This window comes from Enterococcus sp. AMC1157 (assembly GCF_058216555.1).
In genome coordinates this window covers 1,363,223-1,384,433 of record NZ_CM177099.1, presented here as the reverse complement: position 1 = coordinate 1,384,433, position 21,211 = coordinate 1,363,223, and the positions used below count along the sequence as shown (strand labels likewise).

The window sequence follows — 21,211 nt, the reverse complement described above, 5'->3', positions numbered from 1 at the left end:
TGATTTCTAGCAATTTCTTAGTTTGAAAAAATTGCAAAAAATTTGTATAATAAAACTGGTATTTAGGGATAAAATGAGAGTATAGAGAAAACGGGAATGCTGTTTTTACTATTAGTTCTGTTTTCTCTTGTATACACGATGAGAAAGTCTGGGCAAGTCGTCCAGACCTTTTTTTAAAAGGAGGGTTCCACTATGGCAAAAGAAAGTATTATGTCTGGCCCAAGTGTCATTAAATTAGTAGCTTACTATATGAGTGATGAACATGTGGCTTTTGTTCAAAAGGCGTTGGACTATGCCACAGCAGCCCACGACGGGCAATTTCGTAAATCAGGTGAACCCTATATTATTCATCCAATTCAAGTTGCAGGAATCTTAGCAGAATTACACATGGATCCTCACACGATTGCTACTGGCTTTTTGCATGATGTGGTGGAAGACACCGATGTAACCTTAAAAGATTTGGAAGAAGAATTTGGTCCAGATGTAGCCATGCTTGTTGATGGCGTAACGAAACTAGGTAAAATTAAATACAAATCACATGAAGAACAACTAGCAGAAAATCACCGCAAAATGTTGATTGCGATGGCGCAAGACTTGCGGGTAATCATGGTGAAATTAGCCGACCGCCTGCATAATATGCGGACATTGAATCACTTACGAGAAGACAAACAAAGAAGAATTGCTCAAGAAACGATTGAAATTTATGCTCCATTGGCTCATCGCTTAGGGATTAGTCGCATTAAATGGGAATTGGAAGATAAAGCTTTACGCTACTTAAATCCAAAACAATATTATCGTATTGTTCATTTGATGCAATCTAAGCGGGAAGAACGAGAGTCTTACGTAGCTGAAGCGGTGGAAGAAATTCGCATTGCGACAGAAGAACTGGATATTTATGCCGAAATTTATGGTCGTCCGAAACATATTTATTCTATCTATCGGAAAATGGTAGACAAGAAAAAGCAATTTGACGAAATTTATGATTTATTGGCTATTCGAGTGATTGTCGATTCGATTAAAGATTGTTATGCCGTATTAGGAGCCATTCATACAAAATGGAAACCGATGCCGGGACGTTTTAAAGACTATATTGCCATGCCGAAGGAAAATATGTATCAATCGATTCACACGACTGTTATTGGACCTAAAGGCAACCCAGTAGAAATTCAAATTAGAACTCATGAAATGCATGAAATTGCTGAATTTGGGGTGGCAGCACACTGGGCATATAAAGAAGGACGGACAGAACAAGTTGAGTCAGATGCTGTGACCCACCAAGTTTCTTGGTTCAAAGAGTTGTTGGAATTACAAGATGAAAGCTTTGACGCTTCCGAATTTATGGAAGGTGTGAAAGGGGACATCTTTAGTGATAAGGTGTATGTATTTACGCCGAAAGGTGATGTGTCAGAATTGCCTAAAGGTTCAGGACCATTGGATTTTGCCTTTAATATTCATACAGATATTGGGAAGAAAACAGTTGGTGCTAAAATTAACGGCAAAATGGTGCAATTAGACTATAAATTAAAAAATGGCGATATTGTTGAAATCATGACATCCACTAATTCTGCAGGTCCTAATCGCGATTGGTTGAAATTAGTAGCTACAAGTAAAGCCAAAAATAAAATCAAGCGTTTCTTAAAAACGCAAGACCGTGATGAAAACATCGAAAAAGGTCATGAAGCAGTCGTTAAATCTCTGCAAGAAATGGGCTTTGTTCCTAAAGAAATGTTAAGCAAATCTAAAATGCAAGAAGCCTTACAACGTTTCAACTATCAAACGGATGAAGATTTATTTGCGGCAGTTGGATATGGTGAGGTTAGTTCTACGACAGTGGCCAATCGTTTAACTGAAGAAGAACGTCGTGAACAACAGATCGAAAAAGAAAAACAACGTGTACAAGATATGATGAATCAACCTGCGAAAAAAGAACCTGAAAAGATGAAAATTCGTCATGAAGGTGGCATTGTCATTCAAGGCGTGCAAAATCTATTAATTCGTATTAGTCGTTGCTGTAATCCAGTACCAGGTGATGACATTGTTGGTTACATTACGAAAGGACGAGGAATCTCGATCCATCGTGCAGATTGTCCAAATGTAACAAATTCTCCTGAAAATGAAAGTCGCTTAATTGAAGTTGAGTGGGAAGATACGACCAACAGTAAAAAGGAATACGATGCCGATGTTGAAATTCATGGTTACGATCGTTCTGGTTTACTAAACGATGTCTTACAAACTATTAGCTCCCAATCAAGAAGAATTGTTAGTGTAGATGCTCGCTCGAACAACGATAAACAAGCAACGATTCGTTTAACAGTTTCCATTCAAAACCTATCTCATCTACAAACAATTGTTGAGAAAATTAAACAAATACCAGATGTCTATAGTGTGCATCGAGTGAAAGGATAAATAGTATGCGTGCAGTAGTACAGCGAGTAAGTGAAGCAAATGTTGTAATTGATCGGCAAGTAGTTGGAGAGATTAATCAAGGTTTTATGATTTTACTAGGTATTCACGAAGAAGATACATTAAAAGATGTCGAATATTTAGTGGGAAAGATTGCTAAGTTGCGTGTTTTTGAAGATGAAGCAGGCAAAATGAATCGGAACATTGCAGCTGTTTCAGGAAGTGTTTTAAGCATTTCACAATTTACTTTGTATGCAGAAACTAAAAAGGGCAATCGTCCAAGTTTCATTAAAGCCGCTAAACCAGATATAGCGATTCCGCTTTATGAAGCATTTAATCAAGGACTACAGTCTGAAGGAATTCCGGTAGCTACTGGTGAATTTGGTGCTGATATGAAAGTATCATTGATTAATGACGGTCCAGTTACTATTATTTTAGACACACGAGAATAACAACACTGACGGGATAACATTTACTGAACTTCTAGGAGTTTTGTAAATGCTATCCCGTTTTTTTAATTAATTGAATATTAGTTTTTATAAGTAATAGTCATTATTTTGGGAATGAATTCATACCTAACTAGGCAGTAATTTTTGCGTTCAGGACAAGATATGCAGCGTTCAGGATAAAAATAGTTGTTAGTGAATTTTTTATGCTAGACTAGCTAAATAGTTATCCTTCTTCTAATAAAATTATTATGATTTATTTTAAGTAAAAAGAAGAAAATCTAAAGTTTCTCGTTAACAAAAATTTATACTAACAGATTGTCTTACAAAACTGTTAGTTAGTAATTGTTAAGAAAAAATAGCGGTTATTAGTCAAAATAAAGCCGATAAATCAAGCTTTTTAATTTGTTTTTTTCTTTAAATGCTTGTTTTTCATTTAAAGAAAAAAGGAGGTATGTGAAAGACTTCGAAAAAGGATTGTAATATATTTGTAACAGTGGAATAATAAATAAAAAAAGTGTTGAGGAGGAATAATAGCATGAAGTTTTGGCAACGAGCACTTAAAAGTGTGACAAGAAGAAAAGGACGTTCGTTTATCTTATTTTTAGTTATTTTTATTTTAGGAAATGTCATCGCTGGTTCGGTAGCTATCCAACAATCTACTCAAAATGTTGAAAAAGAAACCAAACGTCAAATGGGTGCAAGAGCAACGGTTGATATGGACTATGAAAAGTGGGAAAAATATGCGAACGAAAATCCAGATTTGACAGAAGAAGAATATATGGAGTTAGTTAAACCGCCGACTATTGAAGAATATGAGTCTTTGGGAGAGCTACCTTATGTAAAATATTTTGATTACTCTGTGAATGCTTGGATAGGGACAAACAATATCAAATCATATTCTCCTGAGGGTTCGGGAATGATGTATGACGGAGGGGTTAAACACCGTTTTAATGGTAAAGGTGTGAACCGTAGTCAAATGTTAGATATTGAAGAAGGATTAATTAAACTGGAAACAGGAGAATTATTCAGTGAACAAGACATCCAAGATGGAAATAATGTAGCGATTATTAGTAAAGAAGTAGCAGAATTAAATAATGTTACTGTGGGAGATACACTTGTGATCGACGCTTCTGAAGAAAATTACATCTTTGAAGAAGATGGTGAATCGGAAGATAACGACGCTTCTGTTTTGACATTTGATTTTCCTGTAAAAATTGTTGGAACTTTTTCTGTTATCCGTAAAGCAGATGAACAACCAAGCAATCCAGAAGAAGGCATGAGTGAAGCCGACTGGATGGCGACAGAACAAATCAATACGATTTATGCGCCAAATAAAACGATGCAAGCTTTTAATAGAGAGCAAAATGAAAAATTATATCAATATACGGAAGAAGAACTAGAACAAATTGATGACAACAACTACTATAATACGATCTTTGTATTAAATACAGTGGATGATGTAGAACCTTTCCGTGAAGAAGCTAATGTATTGTTATCGAATGAATTTTATGCTGTTCGTGCTTCAGTAGATGAATATGAACAAGTAGCTGGAGGCATGAAAAAATTAGGTACAATTTCTAGTTACGTAGTTGTTATTGCCGTCTTAGCTACAATTCTGATTATTTCCTTGGTAGTTCTATTATTCTTACGTGATCGTAAGCATGAATTAGGAATTTATCTATCTTTAGGTGAGAGTCGTACAGAAATTATCGGACAAATTGTTGTGGAATTAGTCTTAACAAGTGCGGTTGCTTTAGTTCTTTCTTTAGTTACTGGGAATTTACTAGGTAGTGCAGTTTCTGACTCCTTGCTACAAACGGATTGGCTGAATGGAAACCAAGACATATATTACTCTTATGGAGACATGATGAATTCAGGTGTTTCTTACGAAGATATTCAAGCTGCTTATAAAGTAACTTTCTCAACCGGTTATATTATCAGTTACTTGTTATTAGGCTTAGGAACTGTTCTATTGTCAGCGATCTTACCATTGCTCTATATTCTACGCTTAAATCCTAAGAAAATTATGATGTAAGGAGGAAGGAATAAATGACTTTATTAGAAACAAAAAATGTTGATTACTACTATCAAGATGGGGACCAACGTCGCTATATTTTAAAAGATACTTCAGTTGCTTTTGAAAAAGGAACTTTCTATACAATTTTAGGGCAGTCAGGTTCAGGAAAAACAACTTTTCTATCTTTAATTAGTGCTTTGGATGCACCAAAGGGTGGTGCGGTTTTATTAAATGGAAAAGATATTAAAGAACTAGGTTATGAAAAATATCGCAGAAATGATATTAGTATTATCTTTCAAAGTTACAATCTGATTCCTTACCTAACGGCTGTGGAGAATGTGTTGGTACCAATGTCGATTACTGATAACGATTTACCTGCAGATCATCGTGAAGTAGCGTATAATCTATTAGATTATATTGGCATTACTCGCGATAAAGCAGATCGTTTAGTGAATCAATTATCTGGGGGGGAACAACAACGGGTAGCCATTGCTCGTGCCCTAGCAACGAATGTAGATATTATTTTGGCGGATGAGCCGACAGGAAACTTGGACGAAGAAATGGAACAAGAAATTGTTGATATCTTCAAAGAGTTGGCTCATACCCATAATAAATGTGTCATCGTAGTCACTCACTCCAATGAAATTGCCGAACAGGCAGATGAAATGTTGTATTTAAGAAAAGGTGTGTTGAGACCATATGAGTGATTTTTTATCTAATTTTAGTAAGGAAAGTTATGACGGTAAGAAAAAACTTGCTTCTGATTCAAAAGAGATAGAAAAAGATTCTCCAGATGTTGAAGCAGAGGAAGGAACTTCACTTGTAGAAGCGTCCGTTAATCAATCAGAAGAAGCAAAGCCTACTTCCAGAAGTGAACGAAGAGAAAAAGAAAAAGTTCCTCCCGTTAGCCGTTATCAAACGGAAGAAACTGAATTTGATCCGACATATAAGAAGCGTCAGCGACGTAAGTATCTTCTGATTGCTTTGATCTCTTTGTTGGCAGTGGTTCTATTGTCCTTTACTTATTATCAGTTAACCCATGTAAAAGTACCTGACTTTGCAAATGAGAATATTTCAGAAGCTCGTTCGTGGGGCAGTGAAGAGGGTGTAGCGATCAAAGTGAATCAGGAATACGATTTTGATGTCGATATCAATCAAGTTATCTCTCAAGATGTAGAAGCAGGTAAAAAAATTCGAAAAGGAAAGACCTTAACTTTGGCGAGTAGTTTAGGGGCAGATCCAGAAGAACCAATTGAATTACCAAACTTTAATGAATTGGATAAATCTGCGGCCAGTGCTTGGATTGAAGAAAACAAAGCAAACAATGTTACCTTAATCGAATCCTTTGACGAAAGTATTGATTCAGGAAGCTTTATTCGCCAAGAAGCAGCCAATAAAGAATTAAACTTAGAAGATTATCGTCGGAAAGATCGCTTGAATATTTACTACTCAAAAGGAAAAGAAGTCTTTGAAAAAGATATTAATGTACCTGATTTTAAAGGAAAAACTTTAGCAGAAGTGACTGATTGGGCGAAGAAAAACGAATTGAAATTAACTGTAGAAGAAGAATTTTCGAAAGAGATTCCTATCGACCAAGTGGTTTCTCAAGGCACAGCCGCTAATGACAAAGTTGCAAAACAAGAAGAATTTGTAGTCACTGTTTCAAAAGGTAAGGCAATTGTTGTTCCTGACTATTCTTTCTATACAATGGAAGAAGCAACAGGCATTGAGGCAACTATTCCAGTGGTTATTAAGAGTGTTTATTCAACTCTGACCAGTTATGGAAGTTTCATTAGCCAATCGGTTGAACCAGGAACAGAATATGGAGAAGGAGATACCATTCCACCAGTGGAAGTTGTCTACTCAGAAGGACAACCTTACATCAAAGATTTACGAGGTTCTGTTCAAGAAGGTGATTTACCAAAATTATTCTTTGATGAATATCAATCCAAAGGTGCCTACATTTATTATGAAGTGTACTATGTAGATTCTTATGAACCTAAAGGAACGGTCGTAGAAATGAGTCACTATAGCCAATTCCTATCAATCGAATGTACCATCTACATTGGAATTAGTTTGGGGAATATGAGTGCGCCAATTGAAGCTCCTCCAATTATTGAGACGCCACCCGTTAATGAAGTGCCTGAAGTAGAAACTTACTCCGATGTTACAGAATAAATCGAGTAATTGAAAAGCAGAGTGGTGTTCTTCAAGTTGTTGAAACTTGTAGGACACACTCTTTTTCTTTTCATCAAAAATAAGATATAGTAAAGAAAATTAATGAGGTGAATAAAGTGAAAGAACTAGCGACTGCCACTATTGAAATTGAGGATACTCAGTATATTTTAGCTGCCACTGAAAAAGGATTGGCGTATTTTGGTGTTCTTGAAAATAGCTACGAAACGTTGCCTAAATTTTTCAAAGGTTATTCTGTGACTGAAAACCCAGAAATCTTAACAGCGTATGTTCAACCGATAAAAGACTATTTTACTAATCAAAACGATCAATTTACCTTTCCATTAGATTTGGTGGGAACTGAATTTCAAAAAGAAGTATGGCAAGAACTTTTACAGGTACAGTATGGTACGATAACGAATTATAGTGAACTGGCAGAAAAAATCGGGCGTCCAACAGCCGTTCGAGCAGTAGCTAATGCGGTCGGAAGAAATCCATTATTAATCATTGTTCCCTGTCATCGAGTCTTAGGAAAAGATGGTTCTTTGACGGGATTCCGAGGTGGTTTACCTCTAAAAAGAAAACTACTTAAAATTGAGGGATTAGATTATAGTCAGGTCAAGCGATAAAATAAAAAGCTTGAAGTCTCCAAGTGCTGGAACTTCAAGTTTTTTTTATTGTGATTTTTATCAGATCGAATCTCTGAAAAATCGATGGGTTAGTTCTTCAAAAAACAATTAGAGAATTTTATCCGTTCGCTTCTTCCAGTTTTTAGTGAATATATTAGATAAGAGAATAGTGGTATCTAGTCAATAAATTTACGCACCACGATTTTTTTGCAATTTAGAAGGAGCAAATCCGTAAAACTTTTTGAAAGATTTACTGAAATGATAGGCATCTTCATAGCCAACTGCTTTAGCGACTTCTTTAATGGTTATTTGATTTTGTTCTAATAATTTATAGGCTTCTTTTAGTCGGATTTGGATTAAATAGGTAATCGGAGATACGCCAGTAACTTCTTTAAAAATCCGTGACAAATAGGTAGGACTAACAAAGTGAGTCGTTGCTAATTGTTCAATCGTTAAATCTTTGGCAAAATTATTTTCCATATAAGTAATAATTAAGTGAACGGCTTGATTCAATCGATCCGTTCTTGTGGGATTTTCATTTGTATTGTCAGCTAAACCTTGTAAAAGTAAGCCCATAATCTCAAGAACTAAGCCTTTACAAATCAGATTAAAATTAGAATGCTGCTGATTAAACTCATTAATTAACTGCCAAGCTTTATCAAAAATTTTTATCTGATTTTTTTGATTGGTCAAAATAATTTTTGAATCAGGAAAGTTGTTTTTTGGTAAATTTTCTAGTTGGAAATCGCCGATACCGATGTGTAATTGGTGGGAATAAGTATCGGGTAGCTGCTTTTCGCCATGTTCTACACCAGGGTTAAATAAAAGGATTTTTCCACTTGAAATACTTTGCCAATGTCCATCAATCAAATAATAGCCTTCTCCTTCTAGCAAAATGCTGATTTCAAAAAAATCATGATGGTGTTTAGCGGTCTCATTTAAAGGCTGATTCCAAGCATCAAAAGCATAATAAATGGTCGGATTAAATTCTTGGATATTTTTTAACATGATTATAAGTCCTTTGCAAAAAATTAGATAAAGTTATTATACCTTTAAACCTCAAAAAAATGACAGAAATTTACATTCTTTTAACTAGGATATTCCATTCTATTTAAAAGTTATCACGGTATGATAGAAAGAGAATAAAACTCAAACTTTTGTTTTTTGAAAATTTAAATTCATTGAAACAAAGTAGCTTTATAAATTAGTAAAAATAAGGAGGAACAAAAAATGAACAATTTTCAATGGATTTGGCAATATGCGAGAAAATATAAATTTCAAATTATTCTAGCATTAATTTTTTTACTAGCAAACTCGCTGATGATTATTGTCAATCCTGTGGTAACGGGAATGTTAGTCGACCGAGTCATTCAACAAGGTCAAGTAGACTTATTACTCCCATTGTTAGGTTTAATGGTGGGTATTACCGTATTTAGAACCGCGATCCGTTATTCCTATCAAATGATGTTCGAACAAACAGGACAAAATGTTTTGTTTGCTTTGAGACAAGATATGTACAAAAAATTACAGGAATTGGATTTTGATTTCTTTAATCATACTCGTGTCGGAGATATTATGGCACGAATGACTGGTGATACCGATGCGATTCGTCATTTTGTGTCATGGGTTTCTTATAATATTATAGAGTGTATTCTATGGTTTTTAACAGCCATTATCATGATGGGAACGATCAACTTTCCATTGATGTTAGCACTGGTTGCGGTGACGCCTTTTATTTATTTTCTAACTGCTAGAATGTCTAGTAGAGCCTATCCGATTTTCTTTGAGATTCGAGAAAGTTTTTCTAGATTAAACTCCATGGTTGAAGAAAATATCGGTGGAAATCGTGTGGTAAAAGCCTTTGCTCGTGAAGATTTTGAAATTGAAAAATTTAATAAACACAATGAAGATTATAAAGATAAAAATTTAGCTTCTGCAAAAGTGTCTGCTCGTTTTCTACCTTGGTTGGATATGTTGGCTTCTAGCTTGAATTTGATTACTTTAATTCTTGGTGGTTGGTTAGTTATTCGTGGTGACATGACGTTAGGTAATCTAATTACATTTAATGGTTTCTTATGGATGTTAAATCAACCAATGCGGATGAGTGGCTGGTTAATCAATGATGCTCAGCGTTTTTCAGCTTCGTGTTTGAAAATCCGTCAAATGCTTAATACAAAAGCACAAATTCCAGTTGAAATTCAAGAAGACACTGCCAAAATTCGTGGGAATGTAGAGTTCAAAAATGTTTATTTCCATTTTTCTGACGATGAAAATACCAATGTATTAACAGATGTTTCTTTTGATATTCATCCGGGTCAAACGATTGGAATTTTAGGCGAAACAGGTTCTGGGAAAACCACCTTAGTCAATTTGGTAGCTCGTTTTTATGATCCGACTTCAGGTCAAGTTTTAATTGACGGCAAAGATGCAAAAAGTTATCCAGTCCGACAACTACGAGAAAATATTGCGATGGTTATGCAAGATGTTTTCTTATTCTCAAATACGATTGAAGAAAATATTGCTTTTGGGAATCCTCATGTGGAACCAAATTATATTCAAAGAGTTGCTGAAATTGCCGATGCCCATGCTTTTATCAGCAAAATGCCGGAAGGATATGAAACAATTGTTGGTGAACGTGGGGTAGGTCTTTCTGGAGGGCAAAAACAACGGATTTCTCTTGCAAGAGCATTAGCTAAAGATCCTTCTATTTTAATTTTAGACGACACAACCTCGGCCGTTGATATGGAAACTGAATCGAAAATTCAAAAAGAATTATCAAAGTTAACGGAAGAAAAAACGACCTTTATTATTGCTCATCGAATTTCATCAGTGCGAGATGCAGATATCATTTTAATGATGGCAAAAGGGCATGTCATTGAATCGGGTACCCATCAAGAGTTAGTGGCTAAAAAAGGTTTCTATTATGAAATTTATCAAAAACAATTAGGTTTAGTAAACGGGGAGGTGGACCAAGATGGCTCGAAATAAATTCGATGTAGATGAGGAATTAGAACAAGAATTTAATTGGTCTCACTATAAACGTTTAGGTGGTTATGTAAAACCCTATAAACAACCCATTTTAAAAGTCTTAATCATCATTATTTTAGCGAATGCAGCAGGTATGTTAGGGCCTTACTTTACAAAAATAGCCATTGATGATGTTATTCCCCAAGCAGATTTAACCTTATTAGCAATCTTAGGTGTTGTCTTTTTCCTATCGCTACTATTTGTTGCTTGGTGTATGAAATATCGAATTATTGCGATTACTGAAATTGGTCAAGATATTTTAAAAGATATGCGATTTTCGATTTTTGAGCATTTACAACGTTTACCATTTTCTTATTTTGATAATCGTCCTCATGGAAAAATTTTAATCCGTGTTGTGAACTATATCAATACATTAAGTGACTTATTAAGTAATGGACTCATCAATTTAATTTCTGATATTTTTAGTGTAATTATTACTTTGGCTTTTATGTTTTTTATTGATGTAAAACTGACTTTTTACAGCTTAGCGCTACTACCTGTTTTATTTATCATTGTGATAGTGATTAAAAACAAACAACGGAAAGCTTTCCAAGAACTAAGTAACAAGCAATCGAATTTAAATGCGTATATTCACGAAAGTATTTCTGGAATTAAAGTCACACAATCGTTTGCCCGTGAACAAAAAAATTATGACATTTTTAATGAAGTTAGTGATGAATACCGAACCTCTTGGATGAAAGCTGTTAGAGTACAATTTCTTTTATGGCCAGGAGTTCAAAATATCGCGGTATTGACGACGTGTTTGATTTATTTTGTCGGGATTCGTCAAATTGGTGTCAGTGTATCAACAGGAACTTTAATTGCCTTTATTGGTTATATTAATAATTTTTGGAATCCAGTGATTAATATTGGAAACTTTTATAATTCTTTGATTACGGCAACCGCTTATTTGGAACGAATCTTTGAGACAATGGATGAAGTACCTGACATTCAAGACGCACCAAATGCTAAAGAGCTACCGCCGATTTTAGGAGAAGTAACCTTTGATCATGTCACCTTTCGTTATGAAGAAGGCAAAAACATTTTAAATAATGTGAGCTTTACAATTACTCCGGGTCAATCAATTGCTTTAGTTGGACCAACGGGTGCAGGTAAAACGACAATTATTAACTTACTAAGCCGTTTTTATGATGTGAATGAAGGTAGTGTCAAAGTGGACGGTCATGATGTTCGAGAGGTAACGTTAAAATCTTTACGGACACAAATGGGTGTGATGTTGCAAGATACTTTTGTTTTTAGTGGAACTATTTTAGAAAATATTCAATATGGGAAATTAGATGCCACGGAAGAAGAAGTGATTGCAGCTGCTAAAGTTGTCCGAGCGCACGATTTTATTAAGGATTTAAAAGATGGTTACCATACCGTGGTCGAAGAACGAGGAAGTACCTTATCTGCGGGGCAACGCCAGTTAATTTCCTTTGCCCGTGCCTTGTTAGCAGATCCGAAAATTCTAATTTTGGATGAAGCAACTTCTAGTATCGACACGAAGACGGAAGAATTACTGCAAGAAGGTTTACAACAATTGTTAAAAGGAAGAACATCCTTTATTATTGCCCATCGTTTATCAACGATTAAAAATAGCTCACAAATTTTCTACGTACAAGGTGGAGAGCTTGTAGAAGCAGGGACCCACGAAGAATTGATGAAAGAACGAGGGTTGTATCATCACTTGTATCAATCTCAATATGACTTAGTACAAGCATAGTTAATAGAGTGGAGAAAGCTTTTTGGTAAATTTTACTAAAAAGGATTCTCACACTCTATTTTTTTGGTTATAATCAAGAAAAAGGAGGAAGAAGGAATGACAGCATTAGATTTAGCGAAATTACAAAATGGTTCGGATATTAGAGGAATTGCGATTGCAACAGAAGAATATGAGGCAAATTTAACTGTTGAGGCAATGGAAAAAATTGCTTCAGGATTAATTCATTGGTTACGACAAAAAAGTGAGAGTCCCTTAACTGTGGGTGTAGGACAAGATAGTCGTTTGAGTGGACAATCTTTGAAGGAAGCTTTAGTCAACGCACTTGTGACACAAGGGGTAAAAGTGATTGATTTTGGTTTAGCAACCACACCAGCGATGTTTATGAGTACACAGTTTACAGAATTTTCCTGTGATGCTGGCGTGATGTTAACTGCTAGTCATTTGCCATATTATTTTAATGGCGTTAAGATTTTTAGTCAAAATGGTGGTGCTGAAAAAGAAGATATTGCCTATATTCTTTCCCATACTCAAGAAATTTCTTCAGAAGCAGGGGAAGTTGTTCAAGGAGATATTTTGACCCCTTACGCGGAAGATATGGTTAAAAAGATTCGACAAGGAATTACAGGAAACCCTGAAAAACCTTTGACTGGTCTTAAAATTGTTGTCGATGCTGGAAATGGAGCAGGAGGTTTTTTTGCGGATAAAGTTTTAGTTCCTTTAGGTGCAGACACCAAGGGCTCACAATTTTTAGAACCTGATGGAAATTTCCCTAATCATATTCCTAATCCTGACAATCAAGAAGCCATGGAAAGTATTCAACAAGCTGTTTTGAATCATCAAGCAGATTTAGGTGTGATTTTTGATACGGATGTAGATCGCTCAGCAGTTGTTACCAAAACAGGAGATGTCTTAAATCGAAATAATCTAATTGCTGTTTTAAGTCGAATTGTCTTAGCCGAGCATCCTGGTACAAGCATTGTAACCAATTCACCAACAACCGATCACTTGAAAGAGTTTATTGAGTCGTTGAATGGCAAACAAGTGCGTTATATTTCTGGTTATCGTAATGTCATTAACAAAGCAATTTCTTTGAATCAAGCTGGAATTGACTGTCAATTAGCGATTGAAACCAGTGGACATGCCGCATTTAAAGAAAATTATTTCTTAGACGATGGCGCTTATGTTATTGCTAAAATTTTAATGTTATTACCACAACTTCAATCTGAAGGACAAACATTAGAAGGTTTGATTGCGGATCTAAAACAACCTGTTGAAACTCAAGAAGTTCGTTTTAAATTAGAAGAAGCCAATTATCGTAAATTAGGAGAAACAGTGATTGCTGACTTAGCTGAAATCGAAGTAGCAGGCTGGCAAGTGGACCCTGAAAATGATGAAGGGATTCGCTTTAAATTATCTGCACCATTTGGCTCGGGCTGGTTCTTAGTACGCATGAGCTTGCATGAACCTTTACTCGTTTTACAAGTAGAGAACGATCAAGCAGGCAACAACTTTAAAGTTTTACGAGAACTTCAAAAATTTATCGACAAGTATTCAACAGTGAATCAAGAAAAATTAATCGCTGTCTTAGGAGCATAATATTTAATTAGGTATAGAAAGTTTCAGTATCCAGCTAGTATTGATTATAAAAAGTAAAAACAGAGAGGGGCTTACGGATAAGCCTCCTCTGCTTTTTTATGATTATTAGAATTTTTCTTAATCTTTACGATAAAAATAGTCGTAAGAATTGAAATTTGGTAAAGTATAGAAAGTGGTTTAATAGTAGTTGTTTGTCTAACAATCAGCTTCATGGATACATATAGGATATGAAACGAACAAGAGGAGTGAGTTTGTTATGGCAAAGATTATGGTTGTAGAAGATGAGATTGTCATTCGTCAATTAATCATGGAAGAATTGGAGAAGTGGCAATTTGAAACATTTGGAACGACTGATTTTCATCAAGTCTTATTAAATGTCGAAGAACAAGAACCCCAATTAGTTTTGTTAGATATTAATCTACCGGTTTTTGATGGTTATTATTGGTGTCAAAAAATTCGCGAAATTTCTAAAGTACCGATTATTTTTATTTCTAGTCGAAACACCAATATGGATATGATTATGGCGATGAATATGGGAGCGGATGATTTTGTCACTAAACCCTTTGATTTAGATGTATTAGTCGCAAAAATTAATGCCTTATTACGCCGTTCTTATAATTACGCTGAGAACAACAATGAGACAATTACCCACAATAATTTGGTATTGAATGTAGAAAATGGTAGTGTTGACGTGAATGGTGAATTAATAGATTTGAGTAAAAATGAATACCGTTTATTATATATTCTGATGAAAAATCACGGGAAAATTTTAAGTCGAGAAAAACTGCTGCGTGCTTTATGGGATGATGAACGTTTTGTCGATGATAATACCTTAACGGTAAATATTAATCGCTTGCGTCGAAAAATTGAGCAAGCAGGTGTGAAAGGTTATATCGAAACAAAAGTCGGACAGGGATATATTGTTCCTTAAGCTAAAGTGATTAGGGAATAAAATCTTGTATGTGATTAGGAGGGAACCTATGAATATTTGGAAGTATTTAAAGGATCAATGGTGGATGTTCATTGGTTGGTTTCTTTTTGTTGTCATGACCGCCTTTATTATTTGGCTGACTCCAGATGTCGATTTGAGTGTTGGAACTTTGGGGTATTTAGTCTTGACTCAAGCAGTTATTTTTGGCATTATTGTGGCGATTCACTATTACAGTAAAAAGCGCTGGTGGAATGAATTGACTTACAAAGAGGGTGATAGTGTCTTGCAACAGCCCCTTTCTATCGCTAGAAATGAAGAGGAACGCTTGTACCAAGAATTTATCAACCAAATCATTTTTGAACATCAAGAGACGATGCAAGAGGTTTTGACAAGTCAAGAAGAACAAAAAGATTATATTGATTCTTGGGTTCATGAAATTAAAGTACCACTGGCAGCCATGCAATTATTGTTGCGTTCCATTGAATTTGATATTGAAGATGACAAATTTATTGCTATGGAAAACGAGCTATTACGCATGGATGAATATGTAGATCAAGTGTTGTATGTAGCACGCTTAGATAGTTTTAGTAAAGACTATTTAATTCGTGAAAATTCATTAAAACAAATTATTCAGCCGGTATTACGCAGTCAAGCCAATTATTTCATCCAAAAAAATATTCACTTCTCCATTGAAGGAGAGGATCAGCAAGTTCTTACAGACGGTAAATGGATTGGTTTTATTTTTCGACAGTTATTAAGTAATGGTATTAAATACACTCCAGAAAATGGTCAAATTATGATTCGAATTTCTAAAAAGCGTAAAGGGGTACAACTGGAAATTGAAGACAATGGCATTGGTATTCCCAAAGAAGATATGCGACGAATTTTTGATAAAGGTTTTACAGGAAACAATGGCCGAAATGACGAGATTCACTCAACTGGTTTAGGCTTGTATTTAGCTAAAAATTTAGCAAAACAATTGGGAGTAAAATTATATGCGAAATCGACGGAAGGTCAAGGAAGCAAAATGACCTTGTTTTTCCCCATGTTAAGTTATTATGAAGAGGAACGCTAAAACTTTTTCTTTTTTTTCGAAGGAAAACTTGTTTAGAAAGTAGCGATTGATAGACGAACAAAGGATTTTAAGAATAAACGAGATTGGAGACGAATGAATGACGATTTTAATTGCTTTAATTCCCATGTTTGCTTGGGGAAGTATTGGCTTAGTAAGTGGAAAGATTGGTGGGGATGCTAATCAACAAACCTTAGGAATGACAATAGGAGCTTTTCTTTTTTCACTAATGGTGTACTTGGTAATTCAACCTGCTTTAACTTGGTGGATTGTGCTTATCGGTTTTTTGTCAGGTTTATTTTGGACTGTAGGACAGAACGGTCAATTTCACGGAATGAAATATTTAGGGGTGTCAGTTGGTTTGCCAATGTCAACAGGCATGCAATTATTTTTAAATACTATTGCTGGGGCGATCTTTTTTCATGAATGGACCCAAACAAGAGACTTTATATTTGGAACATTGGCTTTGTTCTTCCTAGTCTCTGGTGCGTATTTGACAGCACGTCAAGATCCCAATAAATCACAGGAAAATCATGCAAAATTATTTGATTTTAGCAAAGGATTACGTGCTTTAGTCATTTCAACTTTGGGCTATGGAGCTTATACGATTGTGATTACTTGGGCTGAGTTAGACCCATTAGCTATCATTTTGCCTCAAAGTATTGGAATGATTGTTGGGGCAAGCTTAATGTCCCTTCGTAAAGTTACGATAGATCGATATGTCTGGAAAAATATGTGGTCAGGTTTACTTTGGGGGATTGGTAATATCTGTATGTTGATTTCGGTTCAAAATATTGGTTTAGCAATTGGCTTCTCACTATCACAAATGGGAATTATCATTTCTACTTTGGGAGGAATCTTTTTATTAGGAGAAACAAAAACCAAAAAAGAATTGCGAGGGGTAATCGTAGGTAGTTTATTGGTTATCTTAGGTGGCTTACTTCTAGGCTATCTGAAAGCATAAAGAAATTTAAGATAAGTTGGAGATGGAATGAACATATTTAGGAAAAAATCTTTTAAAAAAAGTGAACCTAGTGCTTTAAAAAAAGAACTAAAACTAAAAGATTTGATTATGTTAGGAATTGGGGCTTGTATAGGCACAGGAATCTTTGTTGTTACAGGCCAAGCTGCTGCGGAATATGCGGGACCAGCATTAAGTCTATCCTTCATTGTTGCAGCTTTTGTTGTGATTTTAAGTGGATTTAGTTTTGCAGAATTTGCTTCAAGAATTCCCGTTTCTGGTGGACCGTATGGTTATATGTATGTAGTCTTTGGCGAGTTAAGTGCATGGATGGCAGGCTGGTTTTTAATTTGTGAATATCTTCTTGCTGTGTCCTCAGTGGCTTCTGGTTGGTCAGGTTATGTTCAAGGATTCTTAGGTAGTGTCGGTATTTATTTACCAACTGCCTTAACAGCAGGTTACAATCCAGAAAAAGGAACCTATGTGGACTTGATTGCTGCCATGGTTATGATTTTTATCACTTTTTGGGTGAGCCAAGAAGCGAAAAAAGCTTTACGTTTAAACAATGCGATGGTTTGGATTAAGTTTGCAATTATTGCTTTGTTTGTCGTGGTAGGGATTTTCTTTGTCCAACCAACTAATTGGCAAAATTTTATGCCTTTTGGAATGAAAGGTGTCTTTGATGGTGCAGCCTTAGTGTTTTTTGCCTTTTTAGGATTTGATGCTATTTCAATGGCGGTGGATGAAGTGGAAGAACCACAAAAGAATATTCCCCGAGGAATCATTGGTTCGTTGTTGTTAGTAACAGCCTTATACAGTGTTGTTACGCTAATTTTAACCGGAATTGTTCCTTTTGATCAATTAGGAATTAGTGATCCAGTTGCTTTTGCGATGCGTTATATTGATAAGTCAATTATTGGTTCGATTGTATCTGTAGGAGCAATTATGACCTTATTAACGGTATCTATTTCTATGCTTTATTCATTGGCACGTTTAGTTTACGCTATTAGTAAAGATGGTTTATTGCCAAGTTTTTTACGGAAAATTGATAGCAAACACCGAACTCCTAGAAATGCAACTTATGTGGTAGGTGGGATTGCCTTATTTTTTGCAGCCGCATTTCCAATGAATATTTTAGCGGAATTAACAAATATGACTGCGTTAGCTTGCTTAATTATGGTTTCTGGCGGTATTATTCAAATTAGAAGAAAATTTGGACAACCAAGGGAAGGGGAATTCAAAATGCCTTGGGTACCGATACTACCTTTAGTATCGATCATAGCTTGTGGATTTTTGATGACTCGATTACAAAGAGTGACGTGGATTGTTTTTGGAATTGCTACTGTTTTAGGACTACTTATCTATTTTGGTTATGGTTATCGTCATAGTCACTTAAATAAAGAGCGGAAATGATAAAGATCCGAACAAAATAGAAGGGCAGTAATAAAGCCGTTCTTATTGTTCGGATCTCTTTTATTGTTGTCCTGTAATTTCTAACAATCGTTGTTTTAAATCTTCTTCCATCACACCAAGTTCAAGTTCGGCATTGCGACGTTTTTCTTTACCTTCTTGTTGGATACGCAAGGTTTCTTGAATAGTTTCCACCAAGTCGTTTTGGGTTTTTTGAAGGGTTTCAATATCAACAATTCCACGTTCATTTTCACGAGCCGTTTCAATAGCAGAAACCTTCAACATTTCTGAATTCTTACGTAATAAATCATTCGTTGTTTCAGAAACTTGGCGTTGGGCAGTGGCTGCATCCTTTTGACGTAATAAAGTCAAAGCGATTACTACTTGGTTTTTCCATAACGGAATCGCCGTATTAATCGAAGCATGGATTTTTTCAGCCAATGCTTGGTTTGTATTTTGAATCAAACGAATTTGTGGGGCTTGTTGAATGGTAATTTGACGTGCTAAACGCAAATCATGAGTTCTTTTATCCAAACGATCTAAAAATTGTGAAAAATCGTTGGCAATTTGCACATCCATTTGGTCACCCGTTTCACGAGCCTTTTCTAAAGCTTCGGGAATAATAGAAGTTTGTAGTTCATCCATTTTGATTTCACCTGCAGCAATGTAAACATTTAAGGCATCAAAATAGTCTTTGTTCTTATGATAAAGTTGTTCCAACATCATATTGTCTTTTAGTAAACCATCTTTTTCTTTTTCTAGTTTGACCGCAACTTTATCAATTTGTGCACCAATTTTTTGGTATTTCGCTGTAATTTCGAAAATAGATTGTTTGACTTTGCCAAACATGCGTTTGAAAATATTGCCTTCTCCTGCACGTAAATCGTCAGGATTGGCTTCTTGTAAACGGTACATTAATTCTGTTAATGAATCTCCAACAGGTCCAATGTCAGCCGCTTGTACGTGAGTCAGCATCGATTGAGAAAAGTCACTCAACTTAGTTTGTGCTGCAGCACCATATGTAATCACGGCTTGCTGATCGGTCGCATCAATTTTGGCAGCTAATTCTTTAGCTTGTTGTTGACGTGTTTCAGATAGTTGGTCCAATAAGCGTGGTGCTTGTTTTTGTGCATGTAGTGCAGAAATCTCTTGTTGTTGTGTTGAGGTTAATGAGTCTAAATTAGGTGCAAAAGGATCACTTAATAAATCTTCTAACGTATCATTTGCTTCGTTTTTTGGTAAGTCTGTCATATAGAGAGTCCTCCTTTGGGTAAATTAGCTATTTTTATTCGAGAGAAGTGAGACAAAAGAGGTCTTTTATCTCACTTCATGTTTGTTATAATCATTATCTCTTTTTATACTACGTTTGGCAATGGATAGCTCTACATCTAAGTCATCTAAATCATCGGACACAAATTTTTGGTAGTCTTTAGCAATTAAAGAGGCCATTTGATCGATAATTTGAATACTTTCTTCGATTTTTTCATAGGTTTCACGACTTTTAATTTCATGGTTGTTAATTTCAATGAACTTATTAGTAAGATCAACCATATTTGGTAAATGGGTATAAAGGAAATGACTAGCTTCATTTAAGCGAGTAGGTTCTTTTACTAATTCTTTAAATAAAGCTTTTGCAGCACGAATGGTATCGTGACGTAAATCAATCGCTTTTAATTTTGAGTTACTATTAATATTTTGTTGTAATTGCTCGATTTGTTTTTTCGCATGATTTAATGTTTCACGGAAAAAATCAATTTCACGAGGAGACATGCCGCTTTCTAAGTAGCTCTGTTCTCGTTTTTTGGATAAATTAGGTAAGGTATTGGTATTTCGATCTTTAGTCGCAGGTTTTCCTTTAAATCCATAAAGTACTAACAAGGCACCACCGATTAGTAAGACTATCGAGAAGTGCTCATTTGCTAAAGAAATCAATACCAAAATTCCAATAGTCCAAAGCAATATTTTTAGCCATTTTGAATTTTTCATCTATTTTTTCCTCCTAGATTTCTACTGGACAAGAGTATTTAATTGTTCTTGTTGTCTATGGATTTATTCTATCATGTTAAGAACAATAAAAGAATCGGACTTGCGGTGGATTTTTTGAATTTAGGAAAATTATAAGAAATCTAAAAATCTCTTCGCTTTTACAAAAATATCAACAAAATCTCTATCTTAGGACTTAGGAAATTTATAAGTGGATATGGTAAACTAAAGCATAATGAAAAAAGAAAGTAGGGTGACAAAATGCTTCATTATGAAGACTTTGAAGAAAAAACAATTAGTAGACAAGAAATTTTTCACGGGAAAATTATTGATGTAGCCTTAGATGAAGTACAATTGCCAGACGGTGGTACGGCTCAGAGAGAATTAGTTTTTCATCCTGGAGGAGTAGGTGTACTTGCTTTGACTCCTGAAAATAAAATAGTTTTAGTCAAACAATTTAGAAAGCCTTTGGAACAAGTTATTCTAGAAATTCCAGCAGGCAAAATTGATCCAGGTGAGGGACAACATCCTGAGGAAACTGGAGGAAGAGAATTAGAAGAAGAAACTGGTTATCGTGCCGAAAGTCTAGAACATTTAGCTTCCATGTATCTATCTCCGGGATTTGCGAATGAACTTCTACATGTGTATCACGCAAAAAATATCAAAAAAGTCGAGAATCCTTTGTCGCAAGATGAAGATGAAGTTTTGGAAGTTTATGAATATACACTAGAAGAAGCAAAAAATGCGATCAAAGAAAAAACAATCTGTGATGCCAAAACGATTTTTGCTATTCAATATTGGGAGTTATTATTGGCTCAAGGGAGGGATTAAC

At 35.2% G+C, this 21,211-nt stretch carries 17 protein-coding genes; 14 read left to right on the top strand and 3 right to left on the bottom strand.

Annotated elements, in window-relative coordinates:
• The first annotated feature begins 192 nt into the window (after nt 1–192).
• The 6 genes from AC4BBX_RS06700 to AC4BBX_RS06675 all read left to right on the top strand — a co-directional run bounded on the left by AC4BBX_RS06700 (nt 193) and on the right by AC4BBX_RS06675 (nt 7,673).
• Nucleotides 193–2,406 (top strand): RelA/SpoT family protein, encoded by a 2,214-nt coding sequence (locus AC4BBX_RS06700; protein ID WP_490455665.1) that lies wholly within the window; start codon nt 193–195, stop codon nt 2,404–2,406.
• 5 nt (nt 2,407–2,411) lie between these two features.
• Nucleotides 2,412–2,855, top strand: a complete 444-nt coding sequence (gene dtd, locus AC4BBX_RS06695; RefSeq protein ID WP_490455664.1) for a D-aminoacyl-tRNA deacylase — start codon at nt 2,412–2,414, stop codon at nt 2,853–2,855.
• Nucleotides 2,856–3,387: 532 nt separating this feature from the next.
• Entirely contained in the window at nt 3,388–4,887 is a 1,500-nt protein-coding gene (locus AC4BBX_RS06690) for an ABC transporter permease (protein ID WP_490455663.1), read from the top strand.
• A gap of 14 nt (nt 4,888–4,901) precedes the next feature.
• Entirely contained in the window at nt 4,902–5,576 is a 675-nt protein-coding gene (locus AC4BBX_RS06685; protein ID WP_490455662.1) for an ABC transporter ATP-binding protein, read from the top strand.
• Nucleotides 5,569–7,047 carry a PASTA domain-containing protein gene (locus tag AC4BBX_RS06680; protein WP_490455661.1) on the top strand — a complete coding sequence of 493 codons (1,479 nt, stop codon included), beginning with the start codon at nt 5,569–5,571 and terminating at the stop codon, nt 7,045–7,047. Before AC4BBX_RS06685 ends, AC4BBX_RS06680 begins: the two co-directional genes overlap by 8 nt.
• Before the next feature lie 116 nt (nt 7,048–7,163).
• Nucleotides 7,164–7,673, top strand: coding sequence for a methylated-DNA--[protein]-cysteine S-methyltransferase (locus AC4BBX_RS06675; RefSeq protein WP_490455660.1), 510 nt, complete (start codon nt 7,164–7,166; stop codon nt 7,671–7,673).
• A 189-nt stretch (nt 7,674–7,862) separates the two neighbouring features.
• On the opposite strand, the gene AC4BBX_RS06670 is transcribed toward AC4BBX_RS06675, so the two are convergent.
• The gene (locus tag AC4BBX_RS06670) at nt 7,863–8,681 is read right to left on the bottom strand and encodes a helix-turn-helix domain-containing protein (RefSeq protein WP_490455659.1); all 819 of its coding nucleotides are present in this window, start codon (nt 8,679–8,681) and stop codon (nt 7,863–7,865) included.
• Between the two features lie 222 nt (nt 8,682–8,903).
• On the opposite strand from AC4BBX_RS06670, the gene AC4BBX_RS06665 reads away from it, so the two are divergent.
• The 7 genes from AC4BBX_RS06665 (at nt 8,904) to AC4BBX_RS06635 (ending at nt 18,399) form a co-directional block, all read left to right on the top strand.
• The gene (locus AC4BBX_RS06665) at nt 8,904–10,661 is read left to right on the top strand and encodes an ABC transporter ATP-binding protein (protein WP_490455658.1); all 1,758 of its coding nucleotides are present in this window, start codon (nt 8,904–8,906) and stop codon (nt 10,659–10,661) included.
• Entirely contained in the window at nt 10,648–12,426 is a 1,779-nt protein-coding gene (locus tag AC4BBX_RS06660; protein WP_490455657.1) for an ABC transporter ATP-binding protein, read from the top strand. Before AC4BBX_RS06665 ends, AC4BBX_RS06660 begins: the two co-directional genes overlap by 14 nt.
• Nucleotides 12,427–12,522: 96 nt before the next feature.
• Nucleotides 12,523–14,022, top strand: coding sequence for a phosphohexomutase domain-containing protein (locus AC4BBX_RS06655; protein WP_490455656.1), 1,500 nt, complete (start codon nt 12,523–12,525; stop codon nt 14,020–14,022).
• A gap of 256 nt (nt 14,023–14,278) precedes the next feature.
• Nucleotides 14,279–14,953, top strand: coding sequence for a two-component system response regulator SapR (gene sapR, locus AC4BBX_RS06650; protein WP_490455655.1), 675 nt, complete (start codon nt 14,279–14,281; stop codon nt 14,951–14,953).
• A 49-nt stretch (nt 14,954–15,002) separates the two neighbouring features.
• Nucleotides 15,003–16,028 carry a two-component system sensor histidine kinase SapS gene (sapS, locus tag AC4BBX_RS06645; RefSeq protein ID WP_490455654.1) on the top strand — a complete coding sequence of 342 codons (1,026 nt, stop codon included), beginning with the start codon at nt 15,003–15,005 and terminating at the stop codon, nt 16,026–16,028.
• 97 nt (nt 16,029–16,125) lie between these two features.
• Nucleotides 16,126–16,989, top strand: coding sequence for a GRP family sugar transporter (locus tag AC4BBX_RS06640; RefSeq protein ID WP_490455653.1), 864 nt, complete (start codon nt 16,126–16,128; stop codon nt 16,987–16,989).
• 27 nt (nt 16,990–17,016) lie between these two features.
• Nucleotides 17,017–18,399, top strand: a complete 1,383-nt coding sequence (locus AC4BBX_RS06635) for an amino acid permease (RefSeq protein WP_490455652.1) — start codon at nt 17,017–17,019, stop codon at nt 18,397–18,399.
• Nucleotides 18,400–18,459: 60 nt separating this feature from the next.
• On the opposite strand, the gene AC4BBX_RS06630 is transcribed toward AC4BBX_RS06635, so the two are convergent.
• Both AC4BBX_RS06630 and AC4BBX_RS06625 read right to left on the bottom strand, forming a co-directional pair.
• A complete protein-coding gene (locus AC4BBX_RS06630) occupies nt 18,460–19,647 on the bottom strand; it encodes a toxic anion resistance protein (protein WP_490455651.1) in 1,188 nt (395 codons plus the stop codon).
• Nucleotides 19,648–19,713: 66 nt separating this feature from the next.
• On the bottom strand, nt 19,714–20,382 hold the full coding sequence (locus tag AC4BBX_RS06625; protein WP_490455650.1) for a 5-bromo-4-chloroindolyl phosphate hydrolysis family protein: 669 nt from the start codon (nt 20,380–20,382) through the stop codon (nt 19,714–19,716).
• 258 nt (nt 20,383–20,640) lie between these two features.
• Between AC4BBX_RS06625 and AC4BBX_RS06620 the strand changes: the two genes are divergently transcribed.
• Nucleotides 20,641–21,210 (top strand): NUDIX hydrolase, encoded by a 570-nt coding sequence (locus AC4BBX_RS06620; RefSeq protein WP_490455649.1) that lies wholly within the window; start codon nt 20,641–20,643, stop codon nt 21,208–21,210.
• Nucleotide 21,211 lies beyond the last annotated feature (1 nt).